Genomic DNA, 21,451 nt, shown 5'->3' on the forward strand with positions numbered 1-21,451 from the left:
AAAAGGTTATCTTCTAACCTTTCACTCTTTTTCTTCCTTTATTTGTTTTATACAGAAAAAGATTTGATTTTTTTCTGAGAAGATTATATAATACTCTCTGTGTGAAATATGAAAGGCAGTACTGGCAATCTTTATGGTGAATTCATTTTGTTCCTTAACAATAAGGTGTATCTTGTAACTCTTGGCTGCTGGAGCGAGGATGCATGAAAACAAAATGAACATGATAAAGGATTGTGGCTGTTTTTATTTCATGCGAAATAAAAACACACAAAAGGAGGAGTCAATTATGGCTCGCTATACAGGTCCAAGTTGGAAATTATCTCGTCGTTTAGGTGTTTCACTAAGCGGAACAGGTAAAGAATTAGAAAAACGTCCTTACGCTCCAGGTCCACACGGTCCAGGACAACGTAAAAAAATCTCTGAGTATGGTTTACAATTACAAGAGAAACAAAAATTACGTCATATGTACGGAGTTAACGAACGTCAATTCCGTAACTTATTCGTAAAAGCAGGTAAAATGGAAGGTATCCACGGTGAAAACTTCATGACACTTCTTGAAGCTCGTCTTGATAACATCGTATATCGTCTAGGTCTTGCACGCACTCGTCGTCAAGCTCGTCAATTAGTTAACCATGGTCATATTCTTGTTGATGGTTCTCGCGTTGACATCCCATCTTACCGTGTAACTCCAGGTCAAGTTGTTTCTGTACGTGAAAAATCACGTAACCTTTCTATCGTTAAAGAAGCAATCGAAGTAACAAACTTCGTACCTGATTATGTTACATTTGATGCTGAGAAATTAGAAGGTACTTTCACTCGCTTACCAGAGCGTTCTGAATTACCAGCTGAGATCAACGAAGCACTTATCGTAGAGTTCTACTCTCGTTAATAACAGAAAGCGATTGGACTGGTCCAATCGCTTTTTTATTTATATATGAAAAGAAGCTAAACAATAAATGTTTAGCTTCTTTTTTCATTATTTATACTCAATTACAAAGTACTTCTTCTTACCTCTACGAATAACCGTGAACTCGCCGTCAATACGGTCTTCCGCTGATAATGTTTTTTGTAAATCTTGCTCGCGTTCTCCATTAATATAAACTGCGCCATTTCCGATATCTTCACGTGCTTGACGTTTAGATGGAGAGATTTTTGCTGATACAAGAAGATCAATAAGACCGATCTCTTCGTCTTTTTTCACTTCAAACGTTGGAACATCTTTGAATCCTTGCTTAATCTCAGCACCTGTCAAAGCTTTAATATCCCCTTTAAACAATGCCTGTGAAATACGGATCGCTTGCTCTAAAGCTTTCTCATTATGAACAAGTTTTGTCATTTCTTCAGCTAGTGCTTTTTGAGCTGCGCGTTGCTCTGGCTCTTCTTTTGTTTTGCGATCAAGTTCTTCAATTTCCTCATGACTTAAGAAAGTAAAGTACTTAATGTACTTGATTACATCGCGATCATCTGTATTAATCCAGAATTGGTAGAACTCATATGGCGACGTTTTTTCTGAGTCTAACCAAACTGCGCCACCTTCTGTTTTCCCAAACTTTGTTCCATCAGATTTTGTTACAAGTGGGACAGTTAAACCATATGCTTTTGCATTTTCTTCTGATTTGCGAATTAATTCTAATCCAGATGTAATATTTCCCCACTGATCGCTTCCACCAATTTGCAAACGACACCCTTCATTTTGATATAAACGAAGGAAATCAAGTGATTGTAGAATCATATACGTGAATTCAGTAAATGAAATACCTGTTTCAATACGAGATTGTACAGTGTCTTTAGCAAGCATGTAATTTAAGCCAAAGTTTTTTCCGATATCGCGCAAGAATGATACAACATCCATATTGCCAACCCAGTCATAGTTGTTTGTCATTTTTGCTGCGTTATCGCCTTCTTTAAACTCTAAAAAGCGAGAAAGCTGTTCTTTAATACGCTCAACCCATAGATCCACAACTTCTTTTTCATTTAAAGTTCGTTCTGCTTTCTTACCACTTGGATCTCCAATAAGACCTGTTGCTCCACCAACAAGAGGAAGTGGACGGTGTCCTGCTTCTTGGAATCTCTTTAACATAAGGATAGGAAGTAAATGACCGATATGCAAACTGTCTGCTGTTGGATCAAATCCACAGTAAAGCGTTACACTTTCTTCAGCTAACAGCTTTGTTAGTCCTTCCTCATCTGTCATTTGATTAATAAGACCACGGTATTGTAAATCTTCGATAAGATTCATTTTATTCGCTCCTTTTTTCTTTTCAAATAAAAAACGCCCCTTCTATTGCTAGAAGGGACGAGGTTTGATCGCGGTACCACCCTTGTTAAAACAATCCACTAAAGATTGTTTTCACTCAGTTACTTTAACGGTATACACCGTCTTTTGCTAATAAATGATTACCTCATTGTTCACAAAAGATGCTCTAGGAGGTAATTCACAAAACAACTTTGTACTGATTTCCACCATCCATCAGCTCTCTAAAACAGGGAGAAGTTTGTTACTAATTCCTTTCATAGCAGTCCATATATTCACATATCATTGATTATGAACGATTTTATCTTAAATTGCAAGAACTGGTCCTAAAAACAGGTATCAAATATTATGGAAAATATACTACATTATAGACAAAATACTACATTTTTCGTAAAAATAACTATGCTATAATAAACAGAAGTAAGGGGGAAATCATATATGTGGGAAAAGTGGAAAACAAAACTAAAGGAGCTATTAGCTAGCCTTAAAGATGGACAATCATCCACTTATATAAAAAGAGGAAAGTTAGCCTCTCTCGTTATTTATAATATTGTTATTATTGGCTTCGTTTTTTTACTTATAATCGGTTCATTTGCCTTTGGAGCAGGCTCTGGCTATTTCGCTTCCCTCATTAAAGACGAGTCACCTCCTTCTAAAAAGGAGATGAGTGACGCTTTAACGAATTATAGCGAAACAAGCGAAATTTACTTTGCTAGCAATGTACCTCTAGGAAAGCTACGATCAAATCTTGAACGTGTTGAAGTGAAGTTAGAGAACGTTTCTCCTCACCTCGTTAACGCCCTCATTTCAACAGAAGATGAGTATTTCTATAAACATGACGGAGTGGTTCCAAAAGCTGTTCTTCGAGCTCTTTATCAAGATGTTTCAAATTCTGCTACGAGAACAGGCGGAAGTACATTAACACAGCAGCTTATTAAAAATCAGATGTTAACAAATGAAGTTTCCTTTACAAGGAAAGCAAATGAGATTCTTCTTGCCCTCCGTGTTGAAAACTACTTCTCTAAAGAGGAAATTTTAGAAGCTTACCTAAACGTTGCTTACTTTGGAAGAAACTCAGCAGGAAACAATATTGCAGGTGTTCAAACAGCTGCTCAAGGACTGTTTGGACGAGATGCCAAAGATCTGACACTTGAACAAGCAGCCTTTATTGCTGGCCTTCCTCAAAGTCCATCCCGCTATACACCATTTACACAAGCTGGACAATTAAAGGAAGATCTTTCTCCAGGAATAGAACGAATGAAAACCGTGCTCTTCCGCATGAAACGAGCTGGGTACATTAACAAACAGGAGTATGAACAAGCGATAAACTACGATATTACAAAAGACTTTAAAACTTCTTCTCCTTCTGTTGTGGAAAAGTATCCTTGGTTGAATTTTGAAGTGGAAAAGCGAGTGCGTAAAATTTTAGCAGAGCAGCTTGCAAATAAAGCAGGTGTTAGTACAGAAAAGCTTTATGGTGACAAAGCTCTTCTTCAACAATATACCGAGCAAGCAGATCTTAATATGAGACAAAACGGCTATCGCATCCATACGACAGTTCATAAAGACATCTATGATGCAATGGAAAACGTAACAAAAAATTTCAATGGCTTTAATAACTACGTGAAAGTCAATACTGGTAGTGTGATGATTGATAATAAAACAGGAGCTATTATTAGTTTTGTTGGGGGCCGAGATTATCAAAGTTCTCAGTATAACTATGCAACAAGCGTAGAAAAGGCTAATGGCTCAACAATGAAACCACTTCTTGTATATGCGCCTGCTATCCAAGAAGGGCTAATTTCATCTAACTCAATGATTAACAATAGTGCGTTTACATGGGGAAACTGGTCACCGAAAAATGCAGGAAAAAACTATACAGCTCCAGTAACGGTACGAAAAGCACTTACATACTCTTACAACATTCCAGCTGCGAGAGTATATAAGATGAACAAAGGAAACAATCCAGTCTCTTACCTAGAAAAAATGGGCTTTACTTCTCTCCAAAAAGAGGATTACGTGAATGCTTCCCTTGCATTAGGAGCCATGCGAACAGGCGTTACAGTGGAAGAAAACGTCAACGCCTTTACTACCTTTGCTAACAAGGGACAGTTCAAAGACGCTTACCTTATCGAAAAAATTGAAACTCGCGATGGCAAAGTTGTATATCAACATGAGACAAAACCAACAACCGTGTTCTCTACTAATACTTCTAACCAAATGATTAGTATGATGAGAGATGTTGTACAAAAAGGAACCGCTGCAAGAGTACGAAACTACTTACAGTTTAATTCAGATCTTGCTGGAAAAACGGGAACAACGCAAAATGAAAATGATTTATGGTTTGTTGCATCAAATCCAAATGTAACGTTTGGAACATGGATGGGACGATTAAATAGTCCGCAAAGTTCAGCAAAACCAGGAGATCACTTACGACTGTGGGCTCAGTATATGAATGCAGCGTATCGAGTGGAACCTAGTCTTATAGCTCCATCCGAACGTTTTCAGCCTTAATAAAAAAGAGAGACTGCCAAGTGCAGTCTCTCTTTTCTTTAATCTTCCATTGAGGAAAGATCTCCAGCAGGCAAATCAAGCTCCCACGCTTTCAACACGCGGCGCATAATTTTTCCACTTCTTGTTTTCGGTAGCTTTTCTCTAAATTCAATCTCTCGTGGTGCAGCATGTGCTGCAAGGCCTTTCTTCACAAACTGACGAATATTCTCGATAAGTTCATCAGAAGGCTCATATCCATCTCTTAAAGCAATAAATGCTTTAATAACTTCCCCACGCACAGGATCTGGCTTGCCGATAACGCCTGCCTCTGCAACAGCCTCATGTTCTACAAGTTTGCTTTCCACTTCAAATGGACCTACCCGTTCACCGGATGTCATAATAACATCATCGACTCTTCCTTGGAACCAAAAATATCCGTCTTCATCCATATAAGCCGAATCACCTGAAACATACCAATCACCAGGCATAAAATACGTTTCATACTTTTCAGGATTATTCCAAATTGATCTCATCATGGAAGGCCAACCTTTTGCAATAGCCAGGTTCCCCATTCGGTTTGGAGGAAGTTCCTGGCCTCTATCATCTACAATCGCTGCTTTAATTCCTGGAATTGGTTTCCCCATTGATCCTGGACGAATTTCCATTGCTGGGTAATTACAGATCACTTGGCCTCCTGTTTCTGTCATCCACCATGTATCATGAATGCGGATATTAAACACTTTCATTCCCCATCTAATAACTTCAGGATTTAGAGGCTCTCCAACACTCACAATATGGCGAAGATTACTTAAATCATACTTCTTCATGAGCTCATCCCCTGCTCCCATTAACATCCTAAACGCTGTGGGAGCACTATACCAAACAGTTACTCCATAATCAGCCAATGCTTTATACCAGTTATCAGGACTAAAACGGCCCCCAACAATTACACTTGTTGCTCCAGCAAGCCAAGGCCCAAAAATACCGTAAGACGTACCTGTTACCCATCCTGGATCCGCTGTGCACCAGTAAATATCGTCTTCTTGTAAATCAAGCACCCATTTTGCTGTCTGATAATGCTGTACCATAGCATTGTGTACATGCAAAACACCTTTTGGTTTTCCAGTCGATCCTGACGTATAGTGAAGAATAAGTCCGTCTTCACGTTCCACCCAAACAGGCTCAAATGTTGAACTTGCTTCACTAAAATGTTTATTAAAATCAAGGTAAACATCATCTTCCTCAACATCTTCTCCTACAATAAGAACACTTTTTAAAGCAGGAAGATCACTGACGGGAACTCTTTCTAAAAGCTCCTTCGTTGTGATAAGTACTTTCGCTTCACTATCTTCTAAGCGATCTTTTACAGCCCCCTCCATAAATGCTTCAAAAAGCGGCCCTACAATTGCACCTACTTTAATAGCACCTAGCACTGCAAAGTACAGTTCAGGCGATCGAGGCATAAAGATGAACACCCTATCCCCTTTTTCTACATCTGTTGTCTTTTTGATAACATTGGCAGCTTTGTTAGACAAAGCACTCATTTCTCTAAAAGTATATTTCTCTTTTCTTTCTCCGTTTTCATAAAAGAGCGCTACTTTATTTTTCCTGAAAGAGTTTGCATGCCTGTCAATTGCTTCATAGGCCATATTTAGTTCCCCACTCTCATACCACGAAAATTGCTCTTCAACGTTTTTCCAGTTAAAATTGCTGTAAACATCATCATAATTTTGTAAGTTATAATTCCCCTTAATCACCGGAAGCGCTTCCATCCCCATATCAAACTCCTCCTTATGTAGCAATTTACAAAATCTATTATAATATAAAATGGAATATTTCTCAATTTTTAAAATATTTATATATTTTACCCTTTAGCCTATTGAAAACGCTTTATAAGATAATTTTTCATGTATACTATATAAGAAAAGATTTTCGAGGTGGTGAATACATTTGAGGCATATAAAAACGTACCACTCCAAAGAAATAAAAACAAAGCAAGGTCCAATTATTGTAGAAGGCCCTATCCAAACAAATAGATTAAAAGAGCTTCATTTTCATGAAGGATTAACGGCCTTTAGACCTTCTGATCAACAGAAAGAAGCATTGCTTGAAATTTCAGAGCTTGAAGAAGGGCGCATTATTATTGCCCGTTATAAGGATACTGTTGTAGGCTATGTCACATTTCTATATCCTGATCCACTTGAGCGGTGGTCTGAAGGAAATTTAGAGAACTTGATTGAGCTTGGTGCTATTGAAGTTGCTCCTCCTTTTAGAGAGATATCTATTGGGAAAAATCTTTTAGAAGTTTCAATGAGGGATAAGATGATGGAAAACTATATTATTATTACAACCGAATACTATTGGCATTGGGATTTAAAAGGCACTGGGTTAAATGTTTGGGAGTATCGAAAAGCAATGGAAAAAATGATGGAAACAGGAGGACTTACTTGGGTAGCCACAGATGATCCTGAAATTTGCTCTCATCCTGCTAACTGCTTAATGGCTCGGTTCGGTAAGAAAGTAAATCATGAATCTGTGCAGAAGTTTGATCAACTTCGTTTTCAAAATCGCTTTATGTACTAACTTACAAAAGGAGCTGTGAAGGATGATTGTTGAAGAGGTTATGAGTAGAAATCTAATTACTCTTCTACCAACAGATAAAATTAAACAAGCTGTTGTTCTCATGAATAAATATCATGTTCGTCATATTCCTGTTGTGGATAAAGAATATAAGCTTCTTGGTATTGTTTCAGATCGTGATATAAAAGATGCTGCTCCTTCAATTTTTGCACAAAATCACAAATTTGAAGAATTCGAGAATCCTGTTCATGAGATTATGACGAAAAATGTGATTGTAGCATATCCGCTTGACTTTGTTGAAGAAATCTCATTCATCTTTTATGAGAACAAAATTAGCTGCCTTCCTATTATTCACAAAGGCAAACTTGTTGGAATTGTAACCAAAACTGATATATTGAATACTCTTGTTCAATTAACAGGTGCACACCAACCAGGTTCTCAAATTGAAGTAAAGGTTCCAAATGTAGCAGGTAAACTTAGTGAAGTCACAAAGCTATTAAGTGACCATCATCTAAATATTTTAAGCGTTCTCGTTTATCCTTATAAGCAAGATGATACATACCGTACAATTGTTCTGCGCATTGAAACGCTAAACCCGACAAAAGCAATCTATGCCCTAGTTGAACACGGTTATGAAGTGTTACGACCTCATATAACGGATGTGATACGATGAAACATGACGCTTTATTTGTTTATTCTCCTGATTTCCTAACATATAAATTTAATGCTCATCATCCTTTTAATCAACTCCGAGTCGAGATAACGTACGATTTATTAAAAGCATTAGGCGCCTTAAGCGATCAACAAGTTATAAAACCTCGTCAAGCTTCTGTAGAAGAGCTTAAGCTTATCCACCATGACGCTTACATTCAGGCTGTTCAGAAAGCTGGTCAAGGACTTCTATCAAAAGATGAAGGGCTAAACTTTGGACTTGGTACAGAAGATACACCTATTTTCCCTAACATGCACGAAGCAAGTGCTTATCTTGTAGGGGGCACGCTTACTGCGGTTGATCTTGTGATGTCTGGGAGCACTCGTCATGCATTCAGCGTAGGAGGAGGGCTTCACCATGGTTTTTGTGGAAAGGCATCTGGTTTTTGCATTTATAACGATAGTGCTGTAGCCATTAAATATTTACAGCAGAAATACAATGCACGGGTTCTTTATATTGATACTGATGCACATCATGGAGATGGTGTTCAAGTTGCCTTCTATGATGATCCCCAAATTTGCACGTTTTCAATTCATGAAACAGGTCGCTATCTCTTTCCTGGCACAGGAACAATTAATGAAAGAGGCTATGGAAATGGATACGGCTATTCTTTTAATTTACCTCTTGATGCCTATACAGAAGATGAATCATTTTTATACACATACGAAACAGCAGTAAGGGAAATTGCAGAATTTTTCAAACCGGACGTCATTTTAACGCAAAATGGCGCAGATGCTCACTATCATGATCCATTGACACATCTTTATACTACTATGGAAACCTACAAACATATTCCTAAAATAGCTCATGAACTAGCTCATAAATATTGTAATGGACGCTGGATTGCTGTTGGAGGTGGAGGATATGATATTTGGCGCGTAGTTCCTAGAGCATGGTCATTAATTTGGCTTGAAATGACGGGGTTCACTCTTAAAGAAGATCTCTTGCCAAAGAACTGGGTTGATAAATGGTCTAAAAGAGCGCAGCATCCACTCTGTACAACGTGGAGTGATCCTCCTAATTTATATAAAAAGGTGCCCCGCAAAAAAGAAATTGAAGAAAAAAATAGCCGTACGCTTCAAAATCTGCTTTTTCCAATCCGTGGAACAGAAAGAAATAAAAATGTCACATGAACTAAAAAAATCCGCTTCAAAAAAGCGGATTTTTACTGTATTAGTCATTAAGATCTGAGATTACAATTTCTACACGGCGGTTCTTCTTCATCTCTTCTTCTTGATTACTTATCTTAAGTGGCTTTGTATCTCCATATCCAATTGCCACAAACCTGCTTGAGTTGATGTTATAGGTTTCCGACAAGTATTGAATAACACTGCTTGCTCGGGCAGTAGAAAGCTCCCAATTTGAAGGATAATAACTGTTTCGAATAGGCCTCTTATCTGTATGACCTTCAACACGAATAACATTTGGCAGCTCTTTAATAATTTCACCTATCTTATTTAAAAACGGCCGAGATTCAGGAACGAGCCTTGCTTCCCCTGTTGGAAAAAGGATTTGTTCTTGTAAAACAAGTACAACTCCTCGTGAATCTTTTTTAGCTGCGATTTTATCATCTAAGTTGTTTTTCTTCAACTTTCCTTTAATATAAGCCAAAAGTTCATCGGAGTTCATCTTTGACTGTGCTTCTCCTTGACTTTCTTTATTATGTACATCTTTTGTTTTCTCACTAGCTAATGTCTTATCCATTGAGCCAACAAGCTTCTGAAACTTGCCGCTATTAATATGAGACATGGAGAATAAAAGAACAAAAAAAACGAGAATAAGCGTAATCAAGTCTGCGAATGTGACAAGCCATTTTACATTTCCTCCATCTTCACGACGCTTTGGGCGACGAAGACGATGTTTTCTAGATCTCAATTTCTTTAACTCCTTGTACACCTTTTTCCAACTTATTCTTCTTACGATTTAAACGTTCTTCTGTTGATAAAAAGGCAGATAGCCTCTCTTCTACCATACCTGGATTTTGACCTGTTTGAACTCCAATAACGCCTTCAATTATACATTGTCTTAGGAAGATCTCTTGCTCTGTTTGTAACGAAAGTTTTGCTGCAAGGGGCTGAAACACTAAATTAGCAAGCAATGAGCCATATAATGTTGTTAAAAGAGCTACTGCCATATTTGGCCCGAGTAAAGAAGGATCATCCATATTTTTCAGCATTAATACAAGACCAATAAGAGTACCGATCATTCCCCACGCTGGTGCATATTCAGCAGCTTTCTCAAAAATACTTCGACCTTTGCGATGACGTTCCTCTAGCGCATCAACTTCTAGATTTAATATTTCCTCAATCGTATCTGTCTCTACTCCATCAACAGCTAAAAGAATCCCTTTCTTCAGAAAGCGATCTTCTACATCTCCCATCTCTGCTTCAAGAGATAAAAGCCCTTCTTTTCTTGCTTTATTAGCAAAAGCAACAAAAAGATCCACATATGGTTCAGGCTCAAAAGTTTGAGTGCGAAATGCCTGCTTAGCAATGGTTCCTACTTTTTTAAGCTCGTTTATACGAAAACTAACAAAAAGTCCTGCTAAAACTCCTCCTAACACAATAAAGAAGGAAGGGATATTTAAAAGGGAAAAGAAGTTCTCAATCCCTCCACTTGTAATAACTCCAAAAATAATAATGGCACAACCAACAACTAATCCTAGCGGTGTAAGAATATCATATTTCTTCATTACGTTTCTCCATTTTCTTTTACCCCGAGCTTTTTAGAAAGTTAGCTTCTCACTCATGAAAGCTCATCAGCAGCAAACTTAGAAGTCTGCTGCTGATGAGCTTTTATTTATTTTGTAGAATTGCGATATTCAATTCGATGTGGAAGTTGAACAATGTTGCTGTCAACTTGCTCTTTGTTCATTAATTTTGTTAATAGTCGCATTGCAACAGCTCCAATATCATACATTGGTTGTACAACAGTTGATAGCTGCGGGCGCACCATTGTCGCTAATCTTGTATTATCAAATCCAAGCACTTCAATGTCTTCTGGAATTGAAATGCCTTCATCTTGCGCTCCGTGAATAACTCCAAGAGCCATTTCATCTGTTCCAACAAAGATAGCTGTTGGACGATCTTCTAATTTCAAAAGTTGCTGAACAGCTTCAATTCCTGAATCGTATGTGTAGTCTCCTTCAGCAACATAATCTTCGTTATAAGAAATATTTGCTTCTTTTAAAGCTCTCTTATAACCTTCATTTTTCTTTAGACTATTGATTGGTTCTTCTTCAGGGCCTGAAACATAGCCAATCTTGCGATGACCCTTCTCGATTAAAGCGTTTACTGCATCATAAGCAGCTTGTTCATAATCAATATTTACAGATGGAATTTCTTCTGATTGTTCAACAGATGCAGCAAGCACAACTGGAACTGGAGATTTTTTCAGTTCTTCAACATGCTCTTCCTGTACATTTCCACTCATAAAAATAATGCCATCCACTTGTTTGCCAAGCATTGTATTTAAAAGATGGAGCTCTTTATCTTTGTTTTGATCTGAGTTGCTCAAAATAATATTATATTTATACATTGTTGCGATATCTTCAATACCACGTGCAAGCTCTGCGTGGAAAATGCTTGAGATATCAGGGATAATAACCCCTACTGTCGTTGTTTTCTTACTAGCAAGGCCTCTTGCTACAGCATTTGGGCGATACCCAAGTCTTTCAATTGTTTCTAATACTTTTTTTCTTGTTGATGGTTTAACATTTGGGTTTCCATTTACTACACGTGATACGGTTGCCATTGAAACATTTGCTTCTCTTGCAACATCATATATTGTAATATTCATGTTTTAACACTCCTTATATCAACGCTTTTCGCTTAGCTTATCCACATTTTTCACATAATAGTGATTAAATTTCGGATTCATTGTCTGTAAATAATATACGATACTATTTACATAATGACAAATGCTTATTGGTCTCTCATGTATATTTTTCACAAAAAGTTTACTAAATCGCATAAAAAAGGCTCAGCAACACGCCGAGCCTTTGGTATTACTCTTACATATTCCTCCAAAAGAATGCTATTCGTGTAAGTAACCACTTAGTTTCTCGTACGTAATGTCAAAATGAGAGGTATTCCACTCTACGTTGCCTTGCTTAAAATAAAGAACTTGAGGTGATTCATGTTTTACATTGTATTGTTCTGCCACATAATTTGAGAGAGGGCGTGCTTCTTGCACATATAAATAATAGCAGGGAAAATTTTCTTCTTTAGAAAACTTCTCATATTGTTCAAAAGCATTTTGACTAATAGGACACGTCGTACTATGTTTTAATAAAAATAACGTATTATTTTCTTCTAGTGCTTGATTTAATTGGTCTTCTGAAAAAATTTTATCCACGCTTACGACTCCTTTAGCTTGTAAAAATTAAAACGTTGCTAATAAAATTAGCAACGCTTTATTTCATTAATGCTGACTTGAAGGTGTTTCTCCCTTGTATTCAGGACTTTTTACTTCTTCATCTAGCTTTTCTAATTGATCTTCTACTTCACTTTCAAGAACTTGAAGACTTGCCTTTGAGATTTCGTCATCCTCTTTGTTACGGAAGCTTTTCACTTTATCCATCACATTAGATGACTGCTTTGAGAAATTTTGAGAAAAGTCTGCTGTTTTTCCTTTTGCTGATTCAGCAAATCCTTGACCTTTTTCAACAGCTACGTTTTTAAATTCCTCTGTTTTAAGGCGAACATATGCAGCTTGTTCGTTTAAATCTGTGCGAAGTTCTTTACCAGATTTCGGTGCTAATAGAAGTGCTGTAGCTGCGCCAATCACTCCGCCAATAACAGTCCCAACGATAAATTCTTTCCCGTTTCGATCGCCCATAATTGAATCTCCTCCTTTTTAAATCCTACATATACATACGTGAACGTTTCGGAACGTTCTCTTCTTCAATTTGTGGTGATTGCTTTTGTTGTTGATTTCTTTTTCCTTTTACTTTGTTCCAAATATCCATTGCGACGTTACTCCATTGAACAACTTGAGCAATTTTATCCTTATTTGCTTCAGTTTGTTCTGTGACCGTTGTAGACACTCGCGAAATAGATGTGTTTAATCCTTGGATAGAGTTTCCTACTTGTCTAACAGAGTCTACTACACTGTTTAGTGACTCTGATTTTTTTTGAATGTCAACTGCTAGTGCATTTGTTTTATGAAGCAGCTCTGTTGTTTCAACGGTAATACCCTTCATTTGCGTTTCCACACCTGTTAACGTTGTAGACACAGAGTCTAACGTAGTTTGAACAGATCGCAAAGTTTTAGAGAGTGAAATAACGAGGAAAAGAAATGCAACAGCAATAACTGCAACGCTTAAGTACAAGATGATAATCATGAACAGTAACCTCCTACTCTTTGATACGATTCACTACCCTTTTTCACCTAGAAACAAACATATTATTCACTGTGGACAGGAATCTCGGAAAAAGGAAGTAGGTCTCTTTATGTACTTATACTATTTTATCATTCGACAGAAAGAAAACAAACTCCTCTCTTTTTTTATTCCCTTTTATTCATATTTTTATGAAATTTTCCTCTTCTAGGGTACAATAAGGACAGATATTTATTTCCAAGGAGGTTCCTCATGAAAGATCCAAGAATTCAACAACTAGCGAAAAACCTTATTCAATATTCTGTGAAGCTACAAAAAGGTGAAAAAATTCTCATTGAAAACTTCGGTTTACAAAAAGAACTTGTTACAGCACTTGTAAAGGAAGCTTATGAAGCTGGTGGTCTTCCATTTGTAAGCTTAAAAGACCATACAGTAGATAGAAGTCTCTTAATGGGGGCTTCTGAAGAACAGTACGAGCTTATCGCTCAGTTTGAAGCGAACGTTATGAAAGAGATGGATGCTTATATTGGGCTTCGCGCAGGGGACAATATTTTTGAGCAATCAGATGTACCTGCTGAAAAAATGAAAATCCAAGGCGATACAGTAGGCAAGAAAGTTCATCGTGAAATTCGTGTACCGAAAACAAAATGGGTTGTTTTACGCTATCCTACAGAATCAATGGCTCAGCTTTCAAAAATGAGTAAGGAAGCTTTTGAGGATTTTTATTTCAATGTTTGTAATCTTGACTATGGCAAAATGAATAAAGCAATGGATGCTCTTGTAGAACTTATGAATAAAACAGATAAAGTTCAGCTTATTGGAAAAGATACAAACTTAACATTCTCTATTAAAGACATCCCTGCTGTGAAATGTGCAGGTGAAATGAATATTCCTGATGGAGAAGTTTTTACAGCTCCTGTTCGTGATTCTGTGAACGGAGTTATCACTTACAACACACCATCTCCATACCAAGGATTCACATTTGAAAATGTAAAATTAACGTTTGAAAATGGAAAAATTGTTGATGCAACAGCAAATGATACTGAACGTATCAATCATATTTTTGATACTGATGAAGGAGCTCGTTTTGTTGGGGAGTTTGCAATTGGGGTAAACCCATACATTCAACATCCAATGCAAGACATCTTGTTTGATGAAAAAATTGACGGTAGCTTCCACTTCACTCCTGGAGAATGTTATGAAGAAGCCTATAACGGCAACCATTCTAACATTCATTGGGATATGGTAATGATCCAACGCCCTGAATATGGTGGAGGAGAGATTTACTTTGACGATGTTCTGATCCGCAAAGACGGTCGCTTCGTCATTAAAGAGTTAGAAGCTCTAAATCCAGAAAACCTAAAATAAAAAAGGTTCCCATTAGGGAACCTTTTTTATACGAGCGTTTTTTGGTATAATTCTTCGAACTTTTGAATGTCTCCTGCTCCCATGAAAATTAAGACACCTTTTTCATGTTTGCTAAGCTTTTCAATACTTTCTTCGCTAATAAGCTCTGCACCTTCAATTTTAGAACGTAAGTCTTCAATTGATAAGTTTCCTTGTTTTTCACGAGCAGAACCAAAAATATCGCAAAGATAAACTTTGTCAGCACTTTGAAGAGATTCTGCGAACTCCCCTAAAAACGTTTGTGTACGTGTAAACGTATGTGGCTGGAATACAGCAATAACTTCACGATCAGGGTATTTTTGACGAGCTGCACTAATTGTTGCTTGAATTTCAGTTGGATGATGTGCATAGTCATCAATAATTACTTGAGAACCTAACACTTTTTCACTGAAGCGACGCTTTACTCCTTCATAAGATTTAAAACGCTCTTGAATGATTTCAGAATCAATTTGCTCGTAGTGACAAAGAGCAATAACAGAAAGAGCATTCAAAATGTTATGGTCTCCATAACCTGGAATATAGAATGTTGCATAAAATGTATTGCGTACGAACACATCAAATGTTGTTCCTTCTGTTGTTTTCTCTACGTTGCGAGCTTGAAAGTCGTTTCCTTCTCGGAACCCGTAGTAGAGAACAGGTACTTTAGCTTGGATTTTTTGCAGATGTTCATCATCCCCACAAGCGATAATTCCTTTTTGCACTTGAAGAGCCATCTCTTGAAACGCACTAAATACATCATCTACGTTAGCAAAATAGTCAGGGTGATCAAAGTCAATGTTTGTCATAATTGCATAATCAGGATGGTAAGAAAGGAAATGACGACGATATTCACATGCTTCAAATGCAAAGTATTGGCTATCTGCCGTTCCCTTTCCTGTTCCGTCACCAATTAAATATGACGTAGGACGCGCACCTTGAATAACATGAGAAAGCATGCCTGTTGTAGACGTTTTCCCATGTGCTCCTGTAACAGCAACGCTTGTATACTGTTTCATAAAATCTCCTAAAAAACGGTGGTAGCGAATGACTTCTAAACCTTGCTCTTTCGCTGCTTCAATTTCTTCATGCGTATCTGGAAATGCGTTGCCCGCAATAATCGTTAATCCTTCGTGGATATTATCTTTGGAAAATGGATGAATTGGTATGTTCCGATCTTCTAACGCTTTTTGAGTAAAAATCTTTTTCTCAATATCAGAGCCTTGTACTTGAAAGTCCATATCATGTAAAATCTGCGCTAGTGCACTCATGCCAGTTCCTTTAATTCCAACAAAATGGTAAACAGTCATAGAAAAGAACCTCCAAAATACGTCTATCTGTAAGACAGTATATGACGTTTATCTTAATTTGGTTATAAATACTTGTAATCTTACTTCTGTTGCTTGCATAAAATTAAATTTTCAATCGTAAATCTTGAGCTTTTGACAGTAGAAAGAGGCTTTGCCTCAGGGTGCTAACGAGCTTAAAAAAGAATAAAGAACGTACTTTATGTACAGCTTTTCACTGTAACAGTTCATCATTATACCATTTCTTTAGATAATAAACCATTACGATTGAGGATAAGTTTCTGTATTTTTTTCCTTTTTTTCCATATTTAGCTTTCCCTTTTTTCTACTTCTCTCATTCATAAAACTAGCTTTTTTCTTTTAGCTTCTGTACTTCTTCATCTTTGACATGCTATTTGGCGTGAAGTAAGAGCACTTTCTAGAGCGAAATGTGCTCTTTAGCTGTAAAATAATGCTGTCTTTTCATATAGTAAAACATTTTTTGCCTCTCGACAACGTTAAGTTTTATTCTTCACATATATGCCATTTTTTTATTAAAATGTACTTGTTCCTTGAAGCTCCATAAGTTCATCCTCGCTCATTAATACATCACGAGGCTTACTGCCTCTTGATCCTGAAATAACGCCTTGTTCTTCCATCATATCAATAAGACGTGCTGCACGGTTATATCCTACTCGAAAGCGACGCTGAACGCTTGATGTTGAGGCCCCACCTTGATTGATTACAAACTCACAAGCATCATAAAAAAGCTCGTCTTCATCGCTTGCAAAGCTATCATGCTTTTGAAGAAGCTGCTCTTGGTTAAATAAATAGTTCGGCTTCATTTGGTCTCTTACATGCTGAACAACTTCATCAATTTCCTCATCTGACACAAAGTTCCCTTGGATCCGCACTGATTTTGACGAGCCATTTGCAAGCAGAAGCAGATCTCCTTTTCCGAGTAGCTTCTCAGCTCCTGCTGTATCAATGATTGTTCTTGAATCTACTTGTGAAGATACAGAAAAGGCAATACGCGTCGGAACGTTTGCTTTGATCAGGCCTGTAATCACGTCTACAGATGGACGTTGTGTAGCAAGAAGCAGATGGATACCACATGCCCGAGCTTTTTGTGCGATTCGACAGATTGCCTCTTCGACTTCCCCTGGAGATACCATCATAAGATCAGCAAGCTCATCAATGATAATAACAAGGTAAGGAAGCTCCTGCCCTTTTTCTCCTTTTTTCTCAACAAGCTCATTATACTTTTTAATATCACGTACTCCTGTATGAGCAAAGAGTTCATATCTTCTTTCCATTTCCTCCACAGCCCACTTCAAAGCAGAAGTAGCAGCTTTTGCATCTGTAATAACTGGGCTTACAAGATGAGGAATATGATTATATGGCGCAAGTTCTACCATTTTGGGATCAATAAGCATCAATTTCACTTCATGTGGAGCTGCTTTATAAAGAAGACTGACAATAATTGTATTAATACACACACTTTTCCCTGAACCCGTTGCTCCTGCAATAAGACCATGCGGCATTTTGTTTAAGTCCATCACAATAGGCTCACCTGAAATATCTAGACCTAAAGCAACAGAAAGCGGTGACGCGCTTTGTTGAAATTCGTTACTTTCTAGAATTTCTTTTAAAAGAACAGGTTTGCTATTTCGGTTTGGAAGCTCAATACCAATTGCATTCTTGCCTGGAATAGGGGCTTCCATTCGAATATCTTGAGCCGCCATACTTAACTTAATGTCATCAGTTAAGTTTGTTACTTTGCTTACTTTTACACCTGGTTCTGGCTGTACCTCAAAGCGAGTTACTGTTGGTCCTTGCGTAACATTTACAACGCTTGCCCGAACATTAAAGTTAAAAAGAGTTGTGTTCAAGAGCTCGCTTTGACTTTGCATCCACTCTTCATCATCCCCTTCCGTTCTTGGAGGGTCTGCCAAAAGAGCTAGCTCAGGAAACTGATAATGTTCTCTATTAATCTTTTCTTCTAATTCTCTATCCCTGTTACTATCACGTTCATTCATATCTTCGTTAGTTGGAAGAATCGTCTCTTTTTCTACTTTTTTTTTTAATTCCTGTCGATCTTTTTTAAGCATCATAACATTGAAAGGAACATGCCGTTTTCGTTTCTCTTCCCTGTCATCAGGTGACACTTTTCTTTGCTCACGGACTTCCTCAACAGGAGCTTCAGTCTGCTTCTCTTCAATAGGCTCGGGTTCTTTTATCTCGTATTCTTCCATTCTTTCATCTTCTACTGAAGCTGAGCTTATGTCCTCTTTTCTCTCTTCTTCTATCTCTTGAATAGGAGACAAAGAGACAGAATTCCGTTTTGGTTGTTCATCTTCGATTTCATGCTTAAAAGAGTGAGCAGGAGCTTCCTCTTCTTCGTATAAATAAGGCTCTTCTGTAGCTGACACTTCTTCTTTTGCTTCATTCGTATACATAGAAGGTACTTCTTCAAGCTGCTCCGTCTCTTCGTAAGAAGCAACCTTCTCCTTTTGAAGTGGCTCACTTTCATTCATCATATAAATCTCTTCTTCTTGCGTCGGTGGTGAATGCTCTTCAAAAGTAGGGAAAGCACGATAAGCTGATTCATCTTTCTTCTCTATTTCACGTCGTTCTCTAATTGGCGCAGATGAAGGAAGCTCAAATTCAATAATGTCGTCATAAACTTCCTCAGGTTCCTCCTTTTTATCTGGACGCTGATTAAATCCATAAATAGGAGAAGGTATTTCAGTTGGGCGAAACGGTCTTGTTCTTAATTTTTCTTCTTCTACCTTTGGTTTTAGGTGATCAGAAGACATTCTTTCACTACTTTCTTGCTGCTCTCTCCATTGTTTTGGCGTTCTTCTTCTCTCTTTGGGCGAGAGAGAGCTTTCTCCATTAGAAACAGGATGTTCTTCATACTCTTCCTTCCAACGCGCTGATGGACGGATCTCATGATTTCTTCTCCTATTAGATGGTCTACTAGATGGCCGTTTTGGTTGTTCTTCTTCTCTGTGACGATGAGCTGCGTTTTCTTCTTCTTTCCAACGCGCTGACGGACGCACTTCACGCTCCTCTTCTCGCTCTTGTCGAGGCTGTCTAACGTCTGCATTATCATCAATAAGAGGGAAACGAAACTTTCCTTTTGGATATTGATAAGCGACTCGCGTTTCCAAATCAGACTGCGGTGTTTTCACTCCGTTTGGCCCACTCGGTTTTACGATTGGATGTTTTGGTTGCTTTTTAGGACTTTGCTGCTGTTTCTTTTTCTCTTCTTGAGCAGGCTCTTCTACAATAATCTCTTTCACTTCATATCCTAATAAGTAATCCACAAATTTTCGGATAAAACCCATTTTCATCACTCCAACGTTTTACTTTATCTATTCAAATTTCGGCTTAAATTTTTCACAAAGGATTTCTTTTTATTTTCACATACATTTTACCACGTTTTTAAGATTTTCTATCCTCTTCTTCATATTTTTACAAATAAAGACCACTAGTGTATACACTAGTGGTCTGTAATTTTATCAAATATAAAAAAGAGCTTTCAACGATTTTTAAACATTTGTAATGTCTGAAAGAAAAATGTAGTATTTGTCTCTAGACTCTCTTCTATTTGTTATTTATTTGTCAAAAAAAGGTTTTCCAATTTCTGCATTATCTTCTAGAACAAGAATTCCTTTTTCCTTCGGTGCATTTGGAAGTGCTAATTCTTTTGCTGAACAAATCATTCCAGAAGAAGCAATGCCGCGAAGCTCTGCATCTTTAATTTCCATTCCACTTGGCATAACAGCTCCAACTTTTGCTACAACAACCTTTTGACCTTGATCAACGTTCGGCGCTCCACACACAATTTGAAGTGTTTCATTTCCTACGTTTACTTGACATACATTTAATTTATCTGCATCTGGGTGCTTTTCTTTTGATTCTACATATCCAACAACAAACTTTGGTGATAAATCAACGTCTACTTTTTTAAAACCGCTTTTTTCAATTGTTTCATTGATTTTCTCTGCTAACTCTTCTGTTAGATCAACTAAGCCGTTTGCTGACACTGTAAAATATGTAGAAGCATTAAAAATATTGTATCCTGCTGTTTCGTTTGTTTTATTGTGATATACGCGTGCTACATCACCATTGCGCTCAACAGCTCGGTCTTGAAGCTCAAGTTCATTTATTTTTACGATGAGTGTATCACCGATTCCTTCTCGATTGTAAAATGCGTTCATGATTTTTTACCGTCCTTTTTTCTATTTTTAGCTAAAATGAAAATTGGCTCTAATCCACCGTTCTCATAAAGGAAAGAGAGTGCTGTAATTGGCACATGACCATCAGCAAAAAAGCTCATTGTAATCTGTGCAAGCACATCATAACCTGTATCGTTTTTAATATCGGCAATAATTAAAACATCTTGATGTGGAACAGCCACTGCCATTGTACCATGAATTTCGGCTGAGAATTTCTTTAAAATTGACTCGTTTAAAATGCGACTAGCATCATAACCGTCTTTGTTGTTAACAAAATAGAATGTATTTCCTGCTACGGTATCTTCTCGATATGAAAGCGGCAACGAACGAAGGTTGAAACGAGCCATCTCACGAACTTTCAGTAAATCCCATCCTTCTTTTTTCAAAAGGCGTTCATCAATAAGACGATACGTCGTTCCAAGGTCAAGAGCATAGTAAATACGTGTCTCTGCCGTATGGTCATCATATAAAAGCTTTGTACCATCGTTCGCTTCTGTTGGAAAAGAGGTTGAGCGAATAACAGGATAAACATTCCGTTCTTTGCCTGTTAATTCTTGTTCTTGTGACATTACTTTCAATGCCTCTTCTATATAGTAAACCATCTCATCAATGGCTTTTTCTTTCCTTATTTCCCATTTGGCAATAAGCCCTGGTAAAGAGACTGTTGTTCCCTTTTTTGTCTCTTTATCTTCAATGCGCAACGTGTCTTTTTCACGATCAAAAGAAAATGTCCAATGATCATTTTTCAATCGTTCTTTTAAAAGATCACGCATTTTCAAGCTTGTCATTTTCAACTGCTCTCACTCCTTAAGAATTAGAGGGTAGATCTTCGATAAACTGCTCAATTTCTTCTTGTGTTTTTCTATCTTTGCTTACAAATCGACCAATCTCTTCTCCATTACTGAATGCAACAAAGCTTGGAATACCAAAGATATTAAGTTCTTGACATAACTCAATAAAGTCATCACGATCTACATAGAAGAATTTATATTGATTATATTTCTCCATAACTTCTGGTAAAATGGGCTCAATTACACGACAGTCCGGACACCAGTCTGCTGAAAACATGAAAATAACATCTTCTTTCCCAGCTAATTCTCTATATTGTTCAATTGTTGATAATTTTTCCATTTACTTTTCCTCCTAGATTATACA

At 37.4% G+C, this 21,451-nt stretch carries 19 protein-coding genes and 1 other annotated feature; of the genes, 6 read left to right on the forward strand and 13 right to left on the reverse strand.

The genetic code is table 11. From position 1 onward, the window contains the following. Window positions 1–286 precede the first annotated feature (286 nt). Window positions 287–889, forward strand: coding sequence for a 30S ribosomal protein S4 (rpsD, locus tag MOC86_RS20370; protein WP_019391177.1), 603 nt, complete (start codon window positions 287–289; stop codon window positions 887–889). Between the two features lie 87 nt (window positions 890–976). Here the strand turns inward: rpsD and tyrS are convergent, their stop codons facing one another. Further along, entirely contained in the window at window positions 977–2,239 is a 1,263-nt protein-coding gene (tyrS, locus tag MOC86_RS20375) for a tyrosine--tRNA ligase (RefSeq protein WP_268585830.1), read from the reverse strand. Between the two features lie 50 nt (window positions 2,240–2,289). Then, window positions 2,290–2,524, reverse strand: a binding site (T-box leader). Between the two features lie 168 nt (window positions 2,525–2,692). Between tyrS and MOC86_RS20380 the strand changes: the two genes are divergently transcribed. Continuing rightward, window positions 2,693–4,768 carry a transglycosylase domain-containing protein gene (locus tag MOC86_RS20380; RefSeq protein WP_268585831.1) on the forward strand — a complete coding sequence of 692 codons (2,076 nt, stop codon included), beginning with the start codon at window positions 2,693–2,695 and terminating at the stop codon, window positions 4,766–4,768. 38 nt (window positions 4,769–4,806) lie between these two features. On the opposite strand, the gene acsA is transcribed toward MOC86_RS20380, so the two are convergent. Then, window positions 4,807–6,525 (reverse strand): acetate--CoA ligase, encoded by a 1,719-nt coding sequence (acsA, locus tag MOC86_RS20385; RefSeq protein ID WP_268585832.1) that lies wholly within the window; start codon window positions 6,523–6,525, stop codon window positions 4,807–4,809. A 172-nt stretch (window positions 6,526–6,697) separates the two neighbouring features. Here acsA and MOC86_RS20390 point away from each other — a divergent pair, with 172 nt between their 5' ends. The 3 genes from MOC86_RS20390 to MOC86_RS20400 are packed head-to-tail and all read left to right on the forward strand — an operon-like array spanning window position 6,698 to window position 9,172. Next, the gene (locus MOC86_RS20390) at window positions 6,698–7,330 is read left to right on the forward strand and encodes a GNAT family N-acetyltransferase (RefSeq protein ID WP_268585833.1); all 633 of its coding nucleotides are present in this window, start codon (window positions 6,698–6,700) and stop codon (window positions 7,328–7,330) included. A 22-nt stretch (window positions 7,331–7,352) separates the two neighbouring features. Next, entirely contained in the window at window positions 7,353–8,000 is a 648-nt protein-coding gene (locus tag MOC86_RS20395) for a CBS and ACT domain-containing protein (protein ID WP_268585834.1), read from the forward strand. Further along, window positions 7,997–9,172 carry an acetoin utilization protein AcuC gene (locus MOC86_RS20400; RefSeq protein ID WP_268585835.1) on the forward strand — a complete coding sequence of 392 codons (1,176 nt, stop codon included), beginning with the start codon at window positions 7,997–7,999 and terminating at the stop codon, window positions 9,170–9,172. The genes MOC86_RS20395 and MOC86_RS20400 overlap by 4 nt, the downstream gene beginning before the upstream one ends. Before the next feature lie 40 nt (window positions 9,173–9,212). Here MOC86_RS20400 and MOC86_RS20405 read toward each other — a convergent pair whose 3' ends face one another. The 6 genes from MOC86_RS20405 to MOC86_RS20430 form a co-directional block, all read right to left on the reverse strand. Then, window positions 9,213–9,914, reverse strand: coding sequence for an OmpA family protein (locus tag MOC86_RS20405; RefSeq protein ID WP_268585836.1), 702 nt, complete (start codon window positions 9,912–9,914; stop codon window positions 9,213–9,215). Further along, window positions 9,904–10,731, reverse strand: a complete 828-nt coding sequence (locus MOC86_RS20410) for a MotA/TolQ/ExbB proton channel family protein (RefSeq protein ID WP_268585837.1) — start codon at window positions 10,729–10,731, stop codon at window positions 9,904–9,906. The genes MOC86_RS20405 and MOC86_RS20410 overlap by 11 nt, the downstream gene beginning before the upstream one ends. Before the next feature lie 107 nt (window positions 10,732–10,838). Further along, window positions 10,839–11,837, reverse strand: a complete 999-nt coding sequence (gene ccpA, locus MOC86_RS20415) for a catabolite control protein A (protein WP_243517116.1) — start codon at window positions 11,835–11,837, stop codon at window positions 10,839–10,841. 237 nt (window positions 11,838–12,074) lie between these two features. Then, window positions 12,075–12,395, reverse strand: coding sequence for a bacillithiol system redox-active protein YtxJ (gene ytxJ, locus MOC86_RS20420; protein ID WP_268585838.1), 321 nt, complete (start codon window positions 12,393–12,395; stop codon window positions 12,075–12,077). 66 nt (window positions 12,396–12,461) lie between these two features. Then, the gene (locus tag MOC86_RS20425) at window positions 12,462–12,878 is read right to left on the reverse strand and encodes a YtxH domain-containing protein (RefSeq protein ID WP_268585839.1); all 417 of its coding nucleotides are present in this window, start codon (window positions 12,876–12,878) and stop codon (window positions 12,462–12,464) included. 25 nt (window positions 12,879–12,903) lie between these two features. Next, window positions 12,904–13,383 (reverse strand): DUF948 domain-containing protein, encoded by a 480-nt coding sequence (locus tag MOC86_RS20430; RefSeq protein ID WP_019391165.1) that lies wholly within the window; start codon window positions 13,381–13,383, stop codon window positions 12,904–12,906. Between the two features lie 249 nt (window positions 13,384–13,632). Here MOC86_RS20430 and MOC86_RS20435 point away from each other — a divergent pair, with 249 nt between their 5' ends. Beyond that, on the forward strand, window positions 13,633–14,748 hold the full coding sequence (locus MOC86_RS20435) for an aminopeptidase (RefSeq protein WP_040056934.1): 1,116 nt from the start codon (window positions 13,633–13,635) through the stop codon (window positions 14,746–14,748). A gap of 26 nt (window positions 14,749–14,774) precedes the next feature. Here MOC86_RS20435 and murC read toward each other — a convergent pair whose 3' ends face one another. From murC to MOC86_RS20460, 5 genes are all read right to left on the reverse strand, one after another. Then, a complete protein-coding gene (gene murC, locus MOC86_RS20440) occupies window positions 14,775–16,073 on the reverse strand; it encodes a UDP-N-acetylmuramate--L-alanine ligase (protein WP_243517104.1) in 1,299 nt (432 codons plus the stop codon). A gap of 530 nt (window positions 16,074–16,603) precedes the next feature. After that, window positions 16,604–19,402: a DNA translocase FtsK gene (locus tag MOC86_RS20445; protein WP_268585841.1), complete on the reverse strand. Its 2,799-nt coding sequence runs from the start codon at window positions 19,400–19,402 to the stop codon at window positions 16,604–16,606. A 270-nt stretch (window positions 19,403–19,672) separates the two neighbouring features. Then, window positions 19,673–20,278 carry a YtpR family tRNA-binding protein gene (gene ytpR / locus MOC86_RS20450; RefSeq protein WP_268585842.1) on the reverse strand — a complete coding sequence of 202 codons (606 nt, stop codon included), beginning with the start codon at window positions 20,276–20,278 and terminating at the stop codon, window positions 19,673–19,675. Next, window positions 20,275–21,084: a DUF1444 domain-containing protein gene (locus tag MOC86_RS20455; RefSeq protein WP_026009469.1), complete on the reverse strand. Its 810-nt coding sequence runs from the start codon at window positions 21,082–21,084 to the stop codon at window positions 20,275–20,277. The genes ytpR and MOC86_RS20455 overlap by 4 nt, the downstream gene beginning before the upstream one ends. A gap of 19 nt (window positions 21,085–21,103) precedes the next feature. Further along, the gene (locus tag MOC86_RS20460; protein WP_268585843.1) at window positions 21,104–21,427 is read right to left on the reverse strand and encodes a thioredoxin family protein; all 324 of its coding nucleotides are present in this window, start codon (window positions 21,425–21,427) and stop codon (window positions 21,104–21,106) included. Window positions 21,428–21,451: the final 24 nt, after the last annotated feature.

The organism is Priestia endophytica, assembly GCF_026790145.1.
GTDB lineage: Bacteria > Bacillota > Bacilli > Bacillales > Bacillaceae_H > Bacillus_I > Bacillus_I endophytica_A.